20 protein-coding genes are annotated in these 19,306 nt (G+C 58.9%); 11 read left to right on the top strand and 9 right to left on the bottom strand.

Going from position 1 to position 19,306, the window contains the following annotated elements; all coding sequences use genetic code 11:
* Positions 1 to 88: 88 nt before the first annotated feature.
* Complete coding sequence (gene hmpA, locus QFX16_RS23850; RefSeq protein ID WP_046048235.1) at positions 89 to 1,270, top strand: NO-inducible flavohemoprotein; 1,182 nt, start codon at positions 89 to 91, stop codon at positions 1,268 to 1,270.
* A gap of 94 nt (positions 1,271 to 1,364) precedes the next feature.
* On the opposite strand, the gene QFX16_RS23845 is transcribed toward hmpA, so the two are convergent.
* From QFX16_RS23845 to QFX16_RS23825, 5 genes are all read right to left on the bottom strand, one after another.
* Positions 1,365 to 2,021: a helix-turn-helix transcriptional regulator gene (locus QFX16_RS23845; RefSeq protein ID WP_283181591.1), complete on the bottom strand. Its 657-nt coding sequence runs from the start codon at positions 2,019 to 2,021 to the stop codon at positions 1,365 to 1,367.
* A 93-nt stretch (positions 2,022 to 2,114) separates the two neighbouring features.
* Complete coding sequence (locus QFX16_RS23840) at positions 2,115 to 3,242, bottom strand: NAD(P)/FAD-dependent oxidoreductase (RefSeq protein WP_283181590.1); 1,128 nt, start codon at positions 3,240 to 3,242, stop codon at positions 2,115 to 2,117.
* Positions 3,243 to 3,390: 148 nt separating this feature from the next.
* Entirely contained in the window at positions 3,391 to 4,338 is a 948-nt protein-coding gene (locus QFX16_RS23835; RefSeq protein WP_283181589.1) for an ornithine cyclodeaminase family protein, read from the bottom strand.
* Positions 4,339 to 4,478: 140 nt separating this feature from the next.
* On the bottom strand, positions 4,479 to 5,966 hold the full coding sequence (gene rhlB, locus QFX16_RS23830; RefSeq protein WP_283181588.1) for an ATP-dependent RNA helicase RhlB: 1,488 nt from the start codon (positions 5,964 to 5,966) through the stop codon (positions 4,479 to 4,481).
* 97 nt (positions 5,967 to 6,063) lie between these two features.
* On the bottom strand, positions 6,064 to 6,720 hold the full coding sequence (locus tag QFX16_RS23825; protein ID WP_283181587.1) for an alpha/beta hydrolase: 657 nt from the start codon (positions 6,718 to 6,720) through the stop codon (positions 6,064 to 6,066).
* Between the two features lie 467 nt (positions 6,721 to 7,187).
* On the opposite strand from QFX16_RS23825, the gene QFX16_RS23820 reads away from it, so the two are divergent.
* The 5 genes from QFX16_RS23820 to QFX16_RS23800 all read left to right on the top strand — a co-directional run bounded on the left by QFX16_RS23820 (position 7,188) and on the right by QFX16_RS23800 (position 12,802).
* Positions 7,188 to 8,216 carry an amino acid ABC transporter substrate-binding protein gene (locus tag QFX16_RS23820; RefSeq protein WP_123365710.1) on the top strand — a complete coding sequence of 343 codons (1,029 nt, stop codon included), beginning with the start codon at positions 7,188 to 7,190 and terminating at the stop codon, positions 8,214 to 8,216.
* Positions 8,217 to 8,281: 65 nt separating this feature from the next.
* Positions 8,282 to 9,463 (top strand): amino acid ABC transporter permease, encoded by a 1,182-nt coding sequence (locus QFX16_RS23815; protein ID WP_283181586.1) that lies wholly within the window; start codon positions 8,282 to 8,284, stop codon positions 9,461 to 9,463.
* Between the two features lie 10 nt (positions 9,464 to 9,473).
* On the top strand, positions 9,474 to 10,571 hold the full coding sequence (locus QFX16_RS23810; protein ID WP_283181585.1) for an amino acid ABC transporter permease: 1,098 nt from the start codon (positions 9,474 to 9,476) through the stop codon (positions 10,569 to 10,571).
* Between the two features lie 11 nt (positions 10,572 to 10,582).
* On the top strand, positions 10,583 to 11,347 hold the full coding sequence (locus QFX16_RS23805) for an amino acid ABC transporter ATP-binding protein (RefSeq protein ID WP_129441418.1): 765 nt from the start codon (positions 10,583 to 10,585) through the stop codon (positions 11,345 to 11,347).
* Between the two features lie 123 nt (positions 11,348 to 11,470).
* Positions 11,471 to 12,802: an IS4 family transposase gene (locus QFX16_RS23800; protein ID WP_283181584.1), complete on the top strand. Its 1,332-nt coding sequence runs from the start codon at positions 11,471 to 11,473 to the stop codon at positions 12,800 to 12,802.
* A 40-nt stretch (positions 12,803 to 12,842) separates the two neighbouring features.
* Here the strand turns inward: QFX16_RS23800 and QFX16_RS23795 are convergent, their stop codons facing one another.
* Positions 12,843 to 13,325, bottom strand: a complete 483-nt coding sequence (locus tag QFX16_RS23795; protein WP_283181583.1) for a type II toxin-antitoxin system MqsA family antitoxin — start codon at positions 13,323 to 13,325, stop codon at positions 12,843 to 12,845.
* Positions 13,322 to 13,633, bottom strand: a complete 312-nt coding sequence (locus tag QFX16_RS23790) for a type II toxin-antitoxin system MqsR family toxin (protein ID WP_283181582.1) — start codon at positions 13,631 to 13,633, stop codon at positions 13,322 to 13,324. Before QFX16_RS23790 ends, QFX16_RS23795 begins: the two co-directional genes overlap by 4 nt.
* Before the next feature lie 166 nt (positions 13,634 to 13,799).
* On the opposite strand from QFX16_RS23790, the gene QFX16_RS23785 reads away from it, so the two are divergent.
* The 5 genes from QFX16_RS23785 (at position 13,800) to QFX16_RS23765 (ending at position 17,748) form a co-directional block, all read left to right on the top strand.
* Positions 13,800 to 14,459, top strand: coding sequence for a FadR/GntR family transcriptional regulator (locus QFX16_RS23785; RefSeq protein WP_283181581.1), 660 nt, complete (start codon positions 13,800 to 13,802; stop codon positions 14,457 to 14,459).
* Positions 14,449 to 15,765 carry a CynX/NimT family MFS transporter gene (locus QFX16_RS23780; RefSeq protein ID WP_283181580.1) on the top strand — a complete coding sequence of 439 codons (1,317 nt, stop codon included), beginning with the start codon at positions 14,449 to 14,451 and terminating at the stop codon, positions 15,763 to 15,765. Before QFX16_RS23785 ends, QFX16_RS23780 begins: the two co-directional genes overlap by 11 nt.
* 127 nt (positions 15,766 to 15,892) lie before the next feature.
* The gene (locus QFX16_RS23775; protein ID WP_283181579.1) at positions 15,893 to 16,363 is read left to right on the top strand and encodes a nuclear transport factor 2 family protein; all 471 of its coding nucleotides are present in this window, start codon (positions 15,893 to 15,895) and stop codon (positions 16,361 to 16,363) included.
* Between the two features lie 40 nt (positions 16,364 to 16,403).
* Entirely contained in the window at positions 16,404 to 16,724 is a 321-nt protein-coding gene (locus QFX16_RS23770) for a GIY-YIG nuclease family protein (RefSeq protein ID WP_150654740.1), read from the top strand.
* 88 nt (positions 16,725 to 16,812) lie between these two features.
* A complete protein-coding gene (locus QFX16_RS23765) occupies positions 16,813 to 17,748 on the top strand; it encodes a glutathione S-transferase family protein (protein ID WP_283181578.1) in 936 nt (311 codons plus the stop codon).
* A gap of 33 nt (positions 17,749 to 17,781) precedes the next feature.
* Here the strand turns inward: QFX16_RS23765 and QFX16_RS23760 are convergent, their stop codons facing one another.
* Both QFX16_RS23760 and yejK read right to left on the bottom strand, forming a co-directional pair.
* A complete protein-coding gene (locus tag QFX16_RS23760; RefSeq protein ID WP_283181577.1) occupies positions 17,782 to 18,132 on the bottom strand; it encodes a glutaredoxin family protein in 351 nt (116 codons plus the stop codon).
* The gene (gene yejK / locus QFX16_RS23755) at positions 18,132 to 19,136 is read right to left on the bottom strand and encodes a nucleoid-associated protein YejK (RefSeq protein WP_283181576.1); all 1,005 of its coding nucleotides are present in this window, start codon (positions 19,134 to 19,136) and stop codon (positions 18,132 to 18,134) included. The genes QFX16_RS23760 and yejK overlap by 1 nt, the downstream gene beginning before the upstream one ends.
* Positions 19,137 to 19,306 lie beyond the last annotated feature (170 nt).

Raw genomic sequence — 19,306 nt, 5'->3', positions numbered from 1 at the left:
ATTGATTTATAGGGTTTTATTTTCTGGCATGAAAACTGATAAGTACAAGGCAGTCAGTTAGAAAATCAAGCAGATCAGGAGTCGCCTTATGCTTAGCGTTCAAGACCGTGCAATCGTCAAATCCACTGTGCCCTTGCTGGAAAGCGGTGGCGAAGCATTGATCACTCATTTCTACCGCATGATGCTGTCCGAGTATCCGGAAGTTCGCCCGCTGTTCAACCAGGCCCACCAGGCCAGCGGTGATCAGCCGCGCGCTTTGGCCAATGGTGTCTTGATGTATGCGCGGCACATCGACCAGCTCGACCAGTTGGGCGACTTGGTGGCCAAGATCATCAACAAGCACGTCGCCCTGCAAATCCTCCCGGAACATTACCCGATTGTCGGCGCCTGCCTGCTGCGAGCCATCTCCGAAGTGCTGGGCGACGAGATCGCCACACCTGAAGTGATGGCCGCCTGGGGGGCTGCTTACGGTCAACTGGCCGACATCCTGATCGGCGCCGAAACCAGCATCTACGACCAGAAGGAACAGGCACCGGGTGGCTGGCGCGGGGCGCGGGAATTCATCGTGGTGGCTAAGGTCGAAGAAAGCGCGGAAATCATCTCGTTCTACTTCGAACCGGCTGACAAAGGCCCGATTCTGGCAGCAGAGCCGGGCCAGTACATTGGCATGAAACTGATCCTCGATGGTGAAGAGATTCGTCGTAACTATTCACTGTCGGCCTTGGCCAACAAGGGCCAGTACCGGATCAGCGTCAAACGTGAAACCGGTGGCCGCGCCTCCAACCATCTTCACGATCAATTACATGTGGGCTCCAGCATCCAGCTGTTCCCGCCATCGGGCGAATTCACTCTGACCGACAGCGACAAACCGTTAGTGCTGATCAGCGGCGGCGTTGGCATCACACCGACGCTGGCGATGCTCGAAGCGGCGCTGGCGACCGAACGGCCGGTGCACTTTATCCACTGCGCGCGTAACGGTAGCGTTCATGCTTTCCGCGACTGGATCGATGGCTTGGCCGAGCGTCACCCGCAACTCAAACGCTTCTATTGCTACGACGAAGATGATGGCGTGAGCCCGGCGGCGCACAAGGTTGGCCTGTTGAGCCAGGAGCAACTGGGCGAGTGGTTGCCGCAGCAGCGCGATCTGGACGCGTACTTCCTCGGTCCTAAAGGCTTCATGGCGGCGGTCAAGCGCCACCTCAAAGCCTTGGGTGTGCCGGAGAAGCAAAGCCGTTACGAGTTCTTCGGGCCGGCTTCGGCGCTGGAGTAACCGCTTATCTTGTAGGGGCACGGCTTGCCGGCGAAGGCGATCTTAAGGATGCCTTCGCCGGCAAGCCGTGCTCCTACGAGTGCGTGTCGGTCTTTCAGCCCTTCAGTTCTTTCAAATGTTTGTACACCGTTGCCCGCCCCATGTTCAGCACGTTCGCCACATAGTTGGATGCGCTTTTGCCTTTGAAGGCGCCTTCGGCGTGCAGTGCCAGCACCAGTTCGCGTTTATGGTCACGGGTCAGCAGGTTCAGGCTCAGCTGGCGTTCGCGAAGCCAGGCGTGGAGGAAGGTGTTGATGCGCTCCTGCCAGTCATCGCGAAACAGCGAATCGGGCTGCGGAATCAACTTGCTCGGTGACAGGAACAGATCCAGAGCGGCTTTGGCATTTTCGAACAACGAAATATTCAGATTAATGCACAGCACCGCCAGCGGATGACCTTCGCTGTCGCGCAGCACACTGCTCAGGCTGCGAATCTTCTGGCCATCCCAATTGAGCTTTTCGTACGGCCCGATGTTTCGTTCGCTGATCTCTTCGCTGAGCATGTCCTCCAGCGCCGAGTCGTCACCGATTTCCCGTTTGGACAGGTTGTTGGCAATGTAGTCGACCTTCTGTGTGCGCAGATCGTGCAGCACCACCTCGGCGTGAGGAAAGAACAACGTGGCGATGGCATCGGCGATCGCGCGGAAATTGTCCAGCGGCGAGCTCTTCAATGCTGAGTCATCGCGGGCCGGCTCTTGTTCTTGGGCGTTCATAAAGTGGAGCTCCAGACAGCATCAGCGCCCCGTCAAAAAGGGGCGCTGGAAGTTTGCCGCAATCGTGTCGACACGTCACCTGACGTCTGAACGTCAGCCCAGTCGAGCGGGGGAGAGCATCCCGGGGTTCAGACCGAAGCGAGTCAGTTGCTCGGGCAAGGCTTCACCGCGTACCAGTGCAGCGCTGGCCTGGCCCATGGCCGGCGAGGTCTGGATGCCATAACCGCCTTGTGCCGCTACCCAGAATAACCCCGGCACCTGCGGATCGAAACCGGACAGCAAATCACCGTCGCTCACGAAACTGCGCAAGCCGGCCCAGGTGCGGGTCGGACGGCGGATGGTCAGGGTGGTGGCTTCTTCGATCTGGTAGATGCCCATCGCAATGTCCAACTCTTCGGGCTGAACGTCGTGCGGTTCCACCGGGTCGGCGTTGGCTGGCGAGCCGAGGAACATTCCGGCGTCGGGCTTCATGTAGAAGGATTCGTCGAGGCTGACCAGCATTGGCCAATGGTGGATGTCCACGCCCTCGGGGCCGGCGAAGATGAACGCCGCACGGCGCTTGGGTTGCAGGCCCAGTGGTTTGGCGCCGGCGAGCTCGCCGATCTTGTCGGCCCAGGCACCTGCCGCGTTGATGATGACCGGGGCGCTGAAGGTCTGACCGTTGGTTTGTACTTGCCATTCACCTTCGGCGTCACGGGTCAGGCTCAGGACTTCGCTGTCGGTATGAACTTCGCCTTTGTTGCGTCGGATACCGCGCAGGTAGCCCTGGTGCAAGGCATCGGTGTCGATGTCGCTGGCAGTCGGGTCGTAAATCGCACCATGGACTTTTTCCCGGCGCAGAATCGGCAGGCGCACGCAGGCCTCGTCGGCGCTGAGCAGCTGCATCTCCGGCACCGTGGCTTTGGCACTCAGGTATTGATTGTTCAGTTCGGCCGGGTCACCGGTGAAGTCCACGGTCATCTCGCCACGCGGGGTCAGCAGCGGGTGTTCGCAGAAACCGGCCGGAGGCGCGTCGAAGAAGTCGCGGCTGGCTTGGGTCAGCGCCCGAACTTGAGGCGTGCCGTAGGCGGCGGTGAACAGTGCAGCTGAACGTCCGGTGGAGTGATAAGCCGGATGGGACTCGCGTTCGAGCACGATCACTCGGGCGTGCTGCGACAGCCAGAAACCGGTGGAAGCGCCGGCAATCCCGCCGCCGATGATGATGAAGTCTGCCTGGCTCATGAACATCTCCTGATGGGGCGTAAATGCGGATTTTGTGGAGGCCTCTGTAGGAGCGAGGCTTGCCCGCGAAGAACGATGACTTGGTCTGATTGACAGTCCGAGGCGCTCATTTCGCGGGCAAGCCTCGCTCCTACAAGGGTTCGTGGCGTTAGTGCTGTAGGCGGTAGATGGCATTGGCCAGCGCGATGTCTTCCAGACCCAGGCCAATGGAGCGGAAGAACACATGACGGTCGTAGTCGGGGCGCCGCACTTTTTCGCTGAGCAGATCGGGCAGGTCGCCGATGATCGCATTTTTGTCCCAGCCATGTTGTTCACCGGCAATCAACATCTCGCCGGCCGAGCCCGGGGTGGTCAGACGATAGTCGCAGAACACTTGCATGTCGTTGAGGCTCTGCGGCGGCACTTCATGGGCACGCGGCGCGTTGGTGCTGATGGAGGTGATCAGCGCCGGTTTGCTCAAGCTTGACGGGTCGATCACCGGGCCTGCAGACGAGGTGCAGAGCATGATGACATCGGCGTCTCGCACGGCCGCTTCACGACTGTCGACGATGGTCAGCCGAGGATCGAGACTTAGCAGCTGTGCCAATACTTCGGAATTCTTGTCGCTCAGGCTCGGCGAGTAGAGGCTGATGCTCTGCCAGTCGCGCAGACCTTTGACGTAATGCAGGTGGGCCTGGGCGACCTTGCCGCTGCCGATGATCGCCAGGTGTCGGGCCTTGAGCGGGGCGAGGGCGTCGACCGCCACTGCGGTTGTTGCGGCGGTGCGTGCCGTGGTCAGTTCACCGGCATCGCAGAGCAGCAACGGCTGGCCGGTCTGCATCGACATCAGTAGCGTCCAGGCGGTCACCAGCGGGCCTTGTTCACGCACGATGTACGGCGAGGTCTTGACCCCGTAAACGCCGTCTTCGGCCAATACGCCCAGGTAGTTGATGAAGTCGCCAGCGCCCTGTGGAAACTCCACTAACTGCTGCGCCGGTTGCACAGCTTGCCCGGCGGCCAGGTCGCGGAACAGTTTGCGCAGGATCTGCGGTACGTCGACCTGCGCCAGCAACTCGCGGGCCTGAGGTTGGGTGATCACGTAAGGCGTACTGGACATGGTCGGCTCCGGGAGCTGAAAGTAAACTAATTTGTCCATTATGGACTTTTAGTTATCGCGAGCAAGCTTCTGTTGAAAAAAACCGGACGAAAAAAAAGCGCAGTCCGTTTCCGGCTGCGCCTCTTTTAATGTGACCCGCGTTACGGGCGCTTGCGCTCAACCGCCCGCAGCAGATGCGTCGGTGGCGTTTCGCAGCTGATCTTGCGACCCAGCAGCGCCTCGATGGACGGTAGCTGGTAGGAGTCGTCTTCACCGGCAAAACTGATGGACACGCCATCGGCGCCGGCACGACCGGTACGACCGATGCGGTGCACGTAGTCGTCCGGGACTTCCGGCAGGGTGAAGTTGATCACGTGGCTGATGCCGTCGATGTGAATGCCGCGACCGGCAACATCGGTGGCGACCAGGACGCGGATCTTGCCTTCGCGGAAACCTTCGAGGGTCTTGATGCGCTTGTGCTGCGGCACGTCGCCAGACAGTTGCGCGGCATTGACGCCATCACGGACCAGGCGTTCTTCGATGCGCCGCACTTCGTCCTTGCGGTTGGCAAACACCATCACCCGCTCCCAACCGTTGTCGTTGACCAGGTTGTAGAGCAGTTTGTATTTGTCGGCGCCGGCCACAGCGTAAATGTGCTGCTCGACGTTTTCGCTGGCCACGTTCTGCGACTCGATCTCGACGATCGACGGGTCGGTGGTCCATTGCTTGGCCAGGTTCATCACGTCTTCGGTGAAGGTCGCGGAGAACAGCAGCGTCTGACGCTCGTCCTTCGGCGGAGTCTGGCGAATGATCTGACGCACTTGTGGGATGAAACCCATGTCGAGCATCCGGTCGGCTTCGTCCAGGACCATGACTTCGACCATGTCCAGGTGCACGTCGCCGCGCTGGTTGAAGTCCAGCAGACGGCCCGGAGTGGCCACGAGGATGTCGCAATGACGGGCTTCGAGGTGCTTGAGCTGCTTGTCGAAGTCCATGCCGCCGACAAACGTCATGACGTTGAGGCCGGTGTACTTGGTCAGATCGGCCGCGTCCTTGGCGATCTGCACCACCAGTTCACGGGTCGGCGCAATGATCAGTGCCCGCGGCTCGCCCATATAACGCTCTTTCGGCGGCGGGGTTTCCAGCAACTGGGTGATGATCGAAATCAGGAACGCAGCGGTTTTGCCGGTGCCAGTCTGGGCGCGGCCAATGGCATCTTTGCCGGCCAGGGTGAAGCCCAGGACTTGTGCCTGGATCGGCGTGCAATACGGGAAGCCCAGGTCCTGTATGGCGTGCATCAGTTCGGGGGCGAGTTTGAAATCGTGAAAACGGGTTTTGCCTTCCTGGGGTTCGACGGCGAAGTCTTCGAGTTTCCAGGGGATAACCGGCGCTTTTGGCTTCGGTTCGCGACGCGGTTTGGCAGGTTTCGCAGCTTCGCTGCTCGGTTCTTCAGAGGCTTGAGCCTCAACGGGTTGGACGGTCGGTGTGGCCATCGGTTCGTGCTTCGGTACCGCTACGGTTGCGGTCCGGCCAGACTGATTACCGTCGGTGCGGTGGCTGGGATGGTGAGACGGAGCGCTGGAGACTGGCGCGAGCTGCTCAGTCTCGCTTTTACCGAACATTTTTTTGAGTGCTTTGAGCACGGTCATCTCATCAATTGATTAAGGAATATACGCCGGCCAGTGTAATGCAAGAATCGGGCGCGGCGTAGTGGGATGGATCAATGGGCTGTTTTTACATAAGCGGTTAACGCAAGCGCTCGGCGAGCCAGACGCCAATATCGCGAATTTCCTCGGGTAACACTTCGTGGGCCATTGGGTATTCCTGCCATGTCGCGGTGACACCATGCTGCTTTAGATACTCGTAAGCGGTGCGGCCCATGGAGTTTTGAACGACATCATCGTATTGGCCGTGTAAAGACAGTACGGGAATGCGCTGCTGGCTGGCGGAAAGCTCCAGTTCTTCGCTGAAGGTCGGTGCATAGGTCGAGAGGGCAATTACGCCACCCAGCGGTCCCTGCCATTTCAGAAACGCGGCGTGTAACGCCACCGCGCCACCTTGGGAAAAACCTGCCAGAAATATCCGCGAGGCGTCTATTCCGATGGCGCGCTCCACTTCGATCAAATTAATGATCCTTTGTGCCGACTCTTCCAGCTGCTCGCGGTTGATCGCGCGCGCGGGGCTCATGGCCAATATGTCGTACCAGCTTGGCATCTCGTAACCACCATTGATGGTCACGGCGCAGGTCGGTGCCTGAGGGAGAACGAAGCGGGTGGTCAGCAGGCTTTCCTGCAACGCCTCGGCCACCGGCAAGAAGTCGTAGCGATCGGCGCCCAGGCCGTGCAGCCAGATAACGCAGGCGTCTGCGGGCTTGACGGGCTGAAGAATCAAGGGCTCGGTCATGGTTGCTCCAATGTTGTGCAGGTGCTCTCTTTGAGTGCGAGGTCTGAGGGAGTGCCTGATTGATCAGTTAAGAAGATGTCGCAAGGCTACAAGTTTTGCTATTGACCTGTCGCGCAATCGCTTCGGCGAGCGGTCTGGTACGGGCTTTGCTATGGGGAAGCGGTGCAACCCATCTCGCGCCTTGCGGTAACACTATCAGTGTACTGCTGGCGGTGGGATAGCAAAGAATCCGGTGATGGATGTTCGCCAGTGGCCGCTACGGGCTTCGCGAACGTGAAAGGGCTACAGCCCGTTCGGCCGATTGGTGAGAAGTGAGTTGTCCATGATGTGGATTTTCTCCTACTAGACTCATAGCGCAGGTCTTACGTCGGTTGACCCCAAAAAAAGCCAACACGGGTCAACAACGCCTCATAAGGGTGCGACTGGACTCAAGCTCCGACACAACAAGAGCAAAACTGGAGGTTTGAATGAAGATGTTGAAATCCACCCTGGCTATCGTGACTGCAGCCGCAGTACTCGGTGTCAGTGGGTTCGCTCAGGCGGGTGCAACCCTGGATGCAGTGCAGAAGAAAGGTTTCGTACAGTGCGGCGTCAGTGACGGTTTGCCGGGCTTCTCGGTTCCGGATTCGACTGGCAAGATCATCGGCATCGATGCTGACGTCTGCCGCGCTGTGGCCGCTGCCGTTTTCGGCGATGCGACCAAGGTCAAATTCAGCCAGTTGAACGCCAAAGAGCGCTTCACCGCGCTGCAGTCCGGCGAAATCGACGTGCTGTCGCGCAACACCACCTGGACCAGCTCCCGCGATTCGGGCATGGGCCTGGTGTTTGCCGGTGTGACTTACTACGACGGCATCGGCTTCCTGGTGAACAACAAGCTGGGCGTGAAGAGCGCTAAAGAGCTCGACGGCGCCACCATCTGCATTCAAGCCGGTACCACGACCGAGCTGAACGTTTCCGACTACTTCCGCGGCAACGGTCTGAAATACACCCCGATCACCTTCGACACCTCCGATGAAAGCGCCAAGTCGCTGGAATCCGGTCGTTGCGACGTGCTGACCTCCGACAAATCCCAGCTCTACGCACAACGCAGCAAGCTGGCGACCCCGACCGACTACGTCGTTCTGCCGGAAACCATCTCCAAGGAGCCTCTGGGCCCGGTCGTGCGTAAAGGCGACGAAGAGTGGTTCAGCATTGTGAAGTGGACGCTGTTCGCCATGCTCAACGCTGAAGAAATGGGTATCACCCAGAAAAACGTCGAAGCTGAAGCCAAAGCCACCAAGAACCCGGACGTCGCTCGTCTGCTGGGCGCTGACGGTGAATACGGCAAAGACCTGAAAGTGAAGAAAGACTGGGTCGTGCAGATCGTCAAGCAAGTCGGTAACTACGGTGAAGTGTTCGAGAAAAACCTCGGCAAAGGCACTCCACTGGCCATCGACCGCGGGCTGAACGCTCTGTGGAACAACGGCGGCATTCAATACGCACCACCAGTGCGCTGATGGTTCTATCACCCGGTGGGCCAACCACCGGGTGATGTTCTGTTCCATTATTTGCGGGGCACTTCATGCAAAATTCAATCGGCGCACCAAAGCAGAGGCTCAGCCTCAGCGATCCAAAAGTGCGTGCGTGGCTATTTCAGATCATCACCATTGTGGCGGTGGTCTCGATGGGCTGGTATCTGTTCGACAACACGCAGACCAACCTTCAACACCGGGGCATTACCTCCGGCTTCAGCTTTCTGGAGCGCAGTGCCGGTTTCGGCATCGCTCAACACCTGATCGACTACACCGAATCGGACAGCTATGCCCGGGTGTTTGTCATCGGCTTGCTCAACACCCTGCTGGTGACCTTCATCGGCGTGATCTTGGCGACGATCCTCGGGTTTATCGTCGGTGTGTCACGGCTGTCGAAAAACTGGATCATTGCCAAACTGGCGACTGTTTATGTGGAAGTCTTCCGCAACATTCCGCCGCTGCTGCAAATCCTGTTCTGGTACTTCGCGGTGTTCCTGACCATGCCAGGACCACGCAACAGCCATAACTTCGGCGACACCTTCTTCGTCAGCAGCCGCGGCCTGAATATGCCCGCAGCGTTGGCGGCGGACGGTTTCTGGCCGTTTGTGGTCAGCGTCGTCGTGGCCATCGTCGCCATCGTGCTGATGTGCCGCTGGGCCAACAAACGCTTCGAAACCACCGGCGTTCCGTTCCGCAAGTTCTGGACCGGCCTGGCGCTGTTGCTAGTGATCCCGGCGCTGTGCGCGCTGATCTTCGGCGCCCCCGTGCATTGGGAAATGCCGGAGCTCAAGGGCTTCAACTTCGTCGGTGGCTGGGTGCTGATCCCTGAACTGCTGGCGCTGACTTTGGCCCTGACCGTGTACACCGCGGCGTTTATCGCCGAGATCGTGCGTTCGGGCATCAAGTCGGTCAGCCACGGCCAGACCGAAGCGGCGCACTCGTTGGGTTTGCGCAACGGTCCGACGCTGCGCAAGGTGATCATCCCGCAAGCCCTGCGCGTGATCATTCCACCGCTGACCAGCCAATACCTGAACCTGGCGAAGAACTCCTCGCTGGCAGCCGGTATCGGTTATCCGGAAATGGTCTCGTTGTTTGCCGGTACGGTGCTGAACCAGACCGGGCAGGCGATCGAGGTGATTGCCATCACCATGAGCGTGTACCTGGCGATCAGTATCAGCATTTCCCTGCTGATGAACTGGTACAACAAGCGCATTGCGCTGATCGAGCGGTAAGGAAAAGCGCATGAGTACTCATACTTTCAAACCTGACATGCCACCCCCGAGCCGCAGCATCGGTGTCGTGGCGTGGATGCGCGCCAACATGTTCTCCAGCTGGCTCAACACCCTGCTGACCCTGTTCGCGTTCTACCTGATCTACCTGGTGGTGCCGCCAATCCTGAGCTGGGCGATCCTCGATGCCAACTGGGTCGGCACCACCCAGGCTGACTGCACCAAGGAGGGCGCCTGCTGGGTGTTCATCCAGCAGCGCTTCGGCCAGTTCATGTACGGCTACTACCCGGTGGACCTGCGCTGGCGCGTGGACCTGACCGTGTGGCTGGCGGTCATCGGCGTGGCACCGTTGTTCATCTCGCGTTTTCACCATAAAGCGGTGTATGGCCTGAGCTTCCTGGTGCTGTACCCGATCATTGCCTGGTGCCTGCTGCACGGCGGCGTGTTCGGCCTGAGCGCCGTGGCGACCAGCCAATGGGGCGGCCTGATGCTGACCCTGGTGATCGCCACCGTCGGTATTGCCGGTGCTCTGCCGCTGGGTATCGTTCTGGCGCTGGGCCGTCGTTCGAACATGCCGGCGATTCGGGTGGTCTGCGTGACCTTCATCGAATTTTGGCGCGGCGTGCCGTTGATCACGGTGCTGTTCATGTCCTCGGTGATGCTGCCGTTGTTCCTGCCTGAAGGCATGAACTTCGACAAATTGCTGCGGGCATTGATCGGCGTGATCCTGTTCCAGTCGGCCTACGTCGCCGAAGTGGTGCGTGGCGGTCTGCAGGCGATTCCCAAAGGTCAGTACGAAGCGGCTGCAGCGATGGGCCTCGGTTACTGGCGCAGCATGGGCCTGGTGATTCTGCCGCAAGCCTTGAAGATGGTGATCCCCGGCATCGTCAACACCTTCATTGCGCTGTTCAAGGACACGAGCCTGGTGATCATCATCGGCCTGTTCGACTTGCTCAACAGCGTGAAACAAGCCGCCGCCGACCCGAAATGGTTGGGCATGGCCACCGAAGGCTATGTGTTCGCGGCCTTGGTGTTCTGGATTTTCTGTTTTGGTATGTCCCGCTACTCCATGCATTTGGAACGTAAGCTGGACACTGGCCACAAGCGTTAGGAGCGTAGTTTATGAGTGAAGCGATCAAACAGCCTGTGAGCCCTGAAGGCATTATTCAGATGCAGGGCGTGAACAAGTGGTACGGCCAGTTCCACGTGTTGAAAGACATCAACCTGAACGTTAAACAGGGCGAGCGTATCGTCCTGTGCGGCCCGTCGGGTTCCGGCAAGTCCACCACCATTCGTTGCCTCAATCGTCTGGAAGAGCACCAGCAAGGTCGCATCGTAGTCGATGGCGTGGAGCTGACCAACGACCTCAAGCAGATCGAATCGGTTCGCCGTGAAGTCGGCATGGTGTTCCAGCACTTCAACCTGTTCCCGCACCTGACCATCCTGCAGAACTGCACGCTGGCGCCGATGTGGGTGCGCAAGATGCCCAAGCGCCAGGCCGAAGAAATCGCCATGCATTACCTGGAACGCGTCCGCATTCCAGAGCAGGCACATAAATTCCCGGGGCAATTGTCCGGCGGTCAGCAGCAGCGTGTGGCGATTGCTCGTGCTCTGTGTATGAAACCGAAAATCATGCTGTTCGACGAACCGACCTCGGCACTCGACCCGGAAATGGTGAAAGAGGTTCTCGACACCATGATCGGCCTGGCCGAAGACGGCATGACCATGCTCTGCGTGACCCACGAAATGGGCTTCGCTCGCACCGTGGCCAACCGTGTGATCTTCATGGACAAGGGTGAAATCGTTGAGCAGGCTGCGCCGAACGACTTCTTCGATAACCCGCAGAATGAGCGTACCAAGCTTTTCTTGAGCCAGATCCTGCATTGATGCCAGGATGACTGGTTAAACAAACCCGGCCTCGCGCCTAATGCCGATCAGTTAAGCCCTCTTGCTTGACCTTTGGCCGCAAGAAATCAAAATCCGATGCCTGTACTGGCATCGGATTTTTTTATGCGTCTCGCTCGGGCCCTAGAACTGACCCACAATATCGCCTCCACCCCTAACTCAATCGAGGGACTGGATTCTTTACTCGATCCATCTTTGGTCGAGCAGGCACTTGAACAGGCCGGCGTGGCGACCCTGCGCAAGCGGCGTTTGCCGCTGGAAATGATGCTTTGGTGCGTGATCTCCATGGCGTTCTTTCGACGCATGTCGGCCTGGGATGTGGTCAGCCGCATGAACATCATGCTGCCGGGACAACGTCCGCTGGTGGCGCCCAGCGCCGTAGTCCAGGCCCGTCAGCGATTAGGCAGCGAAGCTGTACGACAAGTCTTCCATCTGACTCAGAAAAGTTGGCATGAGGCCGTGGATCACCCAACTTGGGCAGGCTTGCGTTTGCTGGGGGTCGACGGTGTCGTATGGCGAACGCCCGATACACCCGAAAATCGGGCGCGCTACGATTCCGCCAGCAACCAGCATGGCGACACCGGTTTCCCCCAGGTGCGCATGGTCTGCCAAATGGAGTTGACCAGCCACATGCTGATCGGCAGCGCGTTGGATGGCTATCGCAGCAACGAAATGAAACTGGCGGAGCAACTGATCGAAACCACGCCCGATCACTCGCTGACGCTGTTCGATCGCGGTTTTTACTCCTTGGGTTTGCTGCATCAGTGGCAGCAAGCAGGCATCGAGCGGCATTGGCTGATGCCTCTGCGCAAAGGTGCGCAGTACGAAGTGATTCAGCGCTTGGGGCGCCAGGACGCTGTGGTCTCGTTGAGCACTTCGCCGCAGGCCCGCACGCAATGGCCGGGGCTGCCGGAGCGCCTGACCGCGCGATTGCTGAGCAAAACCGTCAAGGGCAAGGTTTGTCAGATCCTGACGTCGATGGCCGATCCGCTACGCTTCCCGTCCGACGAAATCGTCGACCTGTACAGCCAGCGATGGGAGATCGAATTAGGGTTTCGCGAGATGAAACAGACGCTGCTCAACAGCAGCTATACATTGCGTAGCAAGACGCCCGAGATGATCGAGCAGGAACTGTGGGGTGTGTTGCTGGGCTACAACCTGCTGCGCTACCAGATGGTGGAAATGAGCCGCCACTGTCCAGGTATTTACCCGTGCGAAATGAGCTTTGCCGCGTGTACTTGGGCAATTTTAGGGTTTATCAACAGCGTTTCGGCCGACCGTTCCGGGAACATCCCCAAATATCTGGCCGAGCTGCACGCCTCTGCCCCGCATTATGTTCTGCCGCATCGACGGGAAGAGCGCATTTATCCCCGCGCCATAAGGCTCAAATCACCGAAATATCCGATCAGAAAGAAAAATGCCAGTCAGCTTAACTGACTGGCATTAGGCCTCGCGCCGGGTTTTTTATGTTTGCTGTTCAGGATGCGGTGAGCGTTTCATGCTCTTTGTGAACTGTGTCCTTGAACCCTCTCAAGTCTGCGCCTTCGCCCAAGGTTCGCGCATCGGTGAGCAAATGCGGGTAGCGATCAAGCAAGCGCATCAGCACCATCAACGCCTTGGGGGGTAGTAATTCGCCGCGCTCATAGCGCGAAAATGCATTGTGTCCGCCGCCGGACAGCAGGAGCACCGCTTCTTTTTGCGACAAATGCAGTTTGCGGCGGATGCGCTTCATCTCGTTGCCGATCATCTGTCTGCCGGCGATAACCAACTCGTCGCACGCATCTGAATAGCGCTCCGAGCAACCGGGGTTGAGTATGACTTCCCCGCATGCCTGGCACTCCCATCCAGACAAATCATCAATCCGGCGCTCCATTCCTTTCACGCTCATGGTTTCACCTCGACCTTCGAAGTGCCGCATTCCTTCAGGTGCCCCGCAACTGAAGCATTGTTTGGTGTTCATGGGTTTTTCTCCTTGAAGGAGATCACCGGAGGTTCACCGCCTGAGCAATAAGTGACCTTGATGTAAATCTCCAGATCGTGCGAAGTGATGTGGTACACGTCTTGCCAAACCCGATGATCGCTATAGGTCGTCATCGATTTGTACAACATCCTGCTGTGTAATTCGAAAACGATTTCCTGCATTTCCTTGATGCTGAAACCCAGGTCTCTGCCGTTTTTCCGTGCAGTCGTGGTAAATGCGTTTTTCCCAAGCCGCCTGGCATCCTCCTTGATCACCGCCAGGTTGTAATGGGGTGTGTTCTTCTCCATAAGAAATCTTGAACCTATCCCTAAAATTACCCTTAAAGGGTAATTTTGACTAATCGAAAATCCCGCTCCATTTCCCTCTCCCTGACCGTAGGCGGTTGCCGTCCTACACGTAGCTGACTAAGATGTCAGAAAATTCATCCTATGATTGGATGAAAGGGCGAATTCCATGTCAGACATTTCTCCATTAGTTAAACGATCCCTGGTCGATCAGGCGCTGGACCAGCTCCGCCTGCGCATCAATGAAGGCGTTTGGGTCGTCGGCCAACGCTTGCCCACCGAGCCAGAGCTGTCCGCCGAACTGGGCATCAGCCGTAACACCGTGCGCGAAGCCATGCGCGTATTGGCGTTTTCCGGGTTGATCGAAATCCGTCAGGGCGATGGCAGCTACCTGCGGGCGGTGGTCGATCCGCTCGACACCATGAAGGCGTTGTCTCGCTGCTCCCATGAACAGGCCCGGGAAACTCGGCACATTCTGGAAGTCGAGGCCATCGGCCTGGCCGCGTTGCGTCGTACCGACGAAGACCTGGTGGCATTGCGCGAGGCGTTGGGCGTCAGTGGCAGTCACTACCACGGCGATCTCGACACGTATATCGCCTGCGATCTGGTGTTCCACCGCCGTCTGGTTGACGCCGCACACAACCCGACGCTCAGCGAGTTGTACCGCTATTTCTCCAGCGTCGTCGGTGCGCATTTGCGCGAAACCCTGAACATTTCACCTCGACGCCAAGAAGTGTTCGACCTCCATATCGAACTGCTTGATGCCGTCGAGCAACGCGACCCGGAACGGGCCAAAGCCCTGTCGAGGCAGTTGATCAATGAACCTTGAAACCGAGAACCCCATGTCCAGCCAGCAGGTCAACAACAGCAGCATCCCCCAAGCCAAGCGCACGGCGGAGCTCAAAGAGCTGCTGATCGACGCCGAGGCGGATGACGAACAGGTCCAGCAAAGTCACCCGATCCTGCGCCGCCCGTGGCTGTTGTTGCTGGGCCTGATTCTGGTGGCGCTGAACCTGCGCCCGGCGCTGTCAAGCATGGCGCCGATGCTCAGCGAGATTTCGAAAACCCTCGGTTTGTCGGCAGCCCAGGCCGGTTTGCTGACGACGTTGCCGGTGCTGTGCCTCGGTTTGTTTGCACCGCTGGCGCCCGTGTTGGCACGACGTTTCGGCGCCGAGCGAGTGGTGTTGGGCATTCTCTTGATGTTGGCCGGCGGGATCATCCTGCGCAGTTCGTTCGGTGAGATCGGCCTGTTTGCCGGCAGCGTGCTGGCCGGCGCGAGCATTGGTGTGATCGGCGTATTGCTGCCCGGCATCGTTAAACGCGACTTCGCCAAGCACGCGGGCACCATGACCGGCGTCTACACCATGGCCCTGTGCCTTGGGGCGGCGATGGCCGCGGGCGCGACCGTGCCGTTGAGCGAGCATTTCGACAAGAACTGGGCCTTGGGCCTCGGTTTCTGGGTGGTACCGGCATTGGTCGCGGCGATTTTCTGGTTGCCACAAGTCGGCCAGAAACACGGCGCGCACAACGTCGCGTATCGGGTTCGCGGTCTACTGCGTGATCCACTGGCCTGGCAAGTGACGCTCTACATGGGCCTGCAATCTTCTCTGGCCTACATCGTGTTCGGCTGGTTGCCGTCGATCCTGATCGGTCGCGGCCTGACGCCGACCCAGGCGGGTCTGGTGCTATCAGGCTCGGTCATCGTTCAGTTGGCAAGTTCACTGGCGGCGCCATGGCTGGCGACGCGTGGCAAGGATCAGCGTCTGGCGATCGTCATCGTCATGCTGCTGACCCTTGGCGGCTTGTTCGGTTGCCTATACGCACCGATCGAAGGCTTGTGGGGCTGGGCGATCCTGCTGGGTCTCGGGCAGGGCGGTGCGTTCAGTCTGGCGTTGACCCTGATTGTGTTGCGTTCGCGGGACGCCCATGTCGCGGCGAACCTGTCGAGCATGGCCCAAGGCTTCGGTTACACCCTGGCGTCCATGGGGCCGCTCGCGGTCGGTATCGTGCATGACTGGACCGGCGGCTGGAACGCCTTGGGCTGGATTTTCGGCATCATCGGCCTTGGGGCGATCATCGCCGGTCTCGGCGCCGGACGTTCGCTGTACGTCCAGGTCGAAAGCGAAAAGGTCTGACACCCGCACACTGTCGGTATTCGTTCCACGAATGCCGATAGTGTTTCGCGCCTTTGTTGACTATCGTGCAGGCAATCTTTTGAAACCACTTTGCGCATCTATTTGCACATCCAGAGGGAGCCTGTCCATGAGTGATGCCCACAACGCTTTGATCACCCAGTTCTACCAAGCCTTCCAGCGGCTGGATGCCGAGGCCATGAGCGCCTGCTATACCGACGACGTGGTGTTCAGTGATCCGGCGTTCGGCGAACTGCGCGGCCAAGAGGCCGGCGACATGTGGCGCATGCTCACCACCCGGGCCAAGGATTTTTCCCTGACGTTCGATAACGTGCGCAGCGATGAGCGCACGGGCGGCGCCCATTGGGTGGCGACGTACCTGTTCAGCCAGACCGGCAACACCGTGGTCAACGACATTCAGGCGCGTTTTGTTTTTCGCGATGGCAAGATTTGCGAGCATCACGACAGCTTCGATATGTGGGCCTGGTCCCGACAGGCGCTGGGTTTCAAAGGGCTGTTGTTAGGCTGGACGCCGGCGGTGAGAAACGCCGTGCGCGCGCAAGCCTTGAAGGGTCTGAAGGCATTCCAGGCCAGTCGCTGATAAGATCGCGGCTTGTTTCCTTTCAAGCCTTGATCGTCACGTGAACACCGCCAGCGAATCTTCCGTCACTGCCGCCGAACCGACGCTGCCTGTCAGCAAACCCTGGTTCGTCTACCTCGTTCGCGCGGCCAATGGTTCGCTCTACTGCGGGATCAGCGATGACCCCGTGCGTCGCTTCGCCACCCACCAGAGCGGCAAGGGCGCGCGCTTTTTTCTCTCCAGCCCTGCCGTGGCATTGGTCTACACCGAAGCCTGCCGCGATAAAAGCGAAGCGCTGCGTCAGGAACGGCTGATCAAAAAACTCAAGAAAAGTGCCAAGGAATGCCTGGTGGCGAGTGCTGCTGCGGGCTTATCAATCTGACTGATAAGCGCCCATCAGGCAGATGGCTGGGCTGCTCAGGGAATGCGCGCTAAGCTGCGGATTCCTTATCCGTGCGGCGGAGCCGAGCATGTCCGAGTTGATTTTGCATCATTACCCGACGTCCCCTTTTTCTGAAAAGGCCCGCTTGCTGCTGGGCTTCAAAGGGTTGTCCTGGCGCTCGGTGAAGATCTCGCCGGTGATGCCAAAACCCGATCTGACCGCGCTGACCGGCGGCTACCGCAAGACGCCGGTGTTGCAGATTGGCGCGGATATCTATTGCGACACCTCGCTGATCGCCCGTCGTCTGGAACAGGAAAAAGCCTTGCCGGCGTTCTTCCCGGAAGGTCAGGAAATGATCACCGCCACGTTCGCCGCATGGGCGGATTCGGTGGTGTTTCAGCACGCGGTCAGCCTGGTGTTTCAACCGGAATCGATCGCCGTGCGCTTCGGCAATATGCCACCGGAAGCGATCAAGGCGTTCATTGCCGATCGCGCGGAGTTGTTCAGCGGTGGCAGCGCCACACGGCTGTCGGCAGAGCAGGCCCTGCATCAATGGCCGACCATCATGACGCGTCTGGAGCAACAGCTTCAGCGTGAGCAGGGCGACTTCCTGTTCGGTGAACCGTCGATTGCCGACTTCGCCCTGGTCCATCCGTTGTGGTTCCTCAAAGCCACGCCCGTCACTTCACCGTTGGTCGATGCTTATCCAGCGGTTTCGGCGTGGCTGGGTCGCGTGCTGGGCTTCGGTCATGGCGCGTTCAGCGAGATGACGTCCGAGGAGGCGCTGGAGGTTGCGCGCAATGCCACACCGGCCGCATTGCCGGAGGAGCAATTCGACGAGCCGAATGGTTTTGAGGCTGGCCAGCAGGTGGTCATTGCCGCCATCGATTACGGCGTTGACCCGGTGGCGGGTGAGTTGCTGTTTGCGGGCAGTGAAGAGTTGATTCTGCGTCGTGAAGACGAGCGGGGCGGTGTTGTGCATGTGCACTTCCCGCGGTTCGGGTTCCGCATCGAAAAACGCTGAGCCCCACGCCTTTGTAGGAGCAGGGATTTGTGTTTACTTCAGTGCGGCGAGAATGGCGTCCGGGTCATACCCGCGAATCAACGTCCCGTTCACATCGATGATCGGAATTCCGCCGCCACCCAACGCCTCGTAGGCCTTGCGCGCCGTGGCATCCTTCTCGATATCGAACTCCTTATAGGGAATGCCTTTCTGATCGAGAAAGCGCTGGGTCAGTTTGCAGTAACCACACCATTCAGTGGCGTAGAGCACGACGTTGGCCTTGGCCTGAGTCTGTTCCGACACCACCTGCGCCGGATGGAACACCTGCTCGATCTTGCCCCAGTTCTGGTAGGCCACGACCACCAGCAGGATCAGCAGGCATTTCTTCAGTACGCCGCCGAGCATCAGCTACGTCGCTTGAGTTGATCGGTGAGTTGAGTCGGCAGACCTTTGATGATCAGCGTGCCGGCTTCTTCGTCGTATTCGATCTTCGAGCCCAGCAGGTGCGCTTCGAAGCTGATGGACAGGCCTTCGGCGCGGCCGGTGAAGCGGCGGAACTGGTTGAGGGTACGTTTATCTGCCGGAATCTCCGGCGACAGGCCGTAGTCCTTGTTGCGGATGTGGTCGTAGAAGGCTTTCGGGCGCTCTTCGTCGATCAGCTCCGAGAGTTCTTCCAGGCCCATGGGTTCGCCCAGTTTTGCCTGGCTGCTGGCGTAATCCACCAGTGTCTTGGTTTTCTCGCGGGCGGATTCTTCCGGCAGGTCTTCGCTTTCGACGAAGTCACTGAAAGCCTTGAGTAGGGTGCGGGTCTCGCCGGGGCCGTCGACGCCTTCCTGGCAGCCGATGAAGTCGCGGAAATACTCCGAAACCTTTTTGCCGTTCTTGCCTTTGATGAACGAAATGTATTGCTTGGACTGCTTGTTGTTCTGCCACTCGGACACGTTGATCCGTGCCGCCAGGTGCAGTTGCCCCAGGTCCAGGTGCCGGGACGGGGTCACGTCCAGCTGATCAGTCACTGCAACGCCTTCACTGTGGTGTAGCAGGGCGATCGCCAGGTAGTCGGTCATGCCTTGCTGATAATGGGCAAACAGCACGTGGCCGCCCACAGAGAGGTTCGACTCTTCCATCAGCTTTTGCAGGTGTTCCACCGCCACCCGACTGAACGCAGTGAAATCCTTGCCGCCCTCGAGGTATTCCTTCAGCCAGCCGCTGAACGGATGCGCCCCGGACTCAGCATGGAAGAAACCCCAGGCCTTGCCTTGTTTGGCGTTGTAGCTCTCATTGAGGTCGGCAAGCATGTACTCGATGGCGCTCGACTCGGCCAGTTCGGAATCGCGAGCGTGGAGGACTGCGGGCGTGCCGTCGGGTTTTTTGTCGATCAGGTGGACGATGCAATGGCGGATCGGCATGGGCTTCTCGGCTGATTGAAGAGAGGAGGGCGTGCTCCCCCAAAAAGTGCCAAGTGTACCGCAACCACTGGTTTTGGCGCGGCACGAAGGGCAATTCGCAGGTGTCCGATAGCGCTTATGCTGTTTTTTACAGTTTTAGAGTAATAAAGCTGACCAAATGGGTAGCTAGA

Origin of the sequence: Pseudomonas svalbardensis (assembly GCF_030053115.1) — a bacterium.
Lineage (GTDB): Bacteria > Pseudomonadota > Gammaproteobacteria > Pseudomonadales > Pseudomonadaceae > Aquipseudomonas > Aquipseudomonas svalbardensis.
Note: the sequence above shows the minus strand (reverse complement) of the source record. Positions and strands in the feature narration are given on the sequence as shown.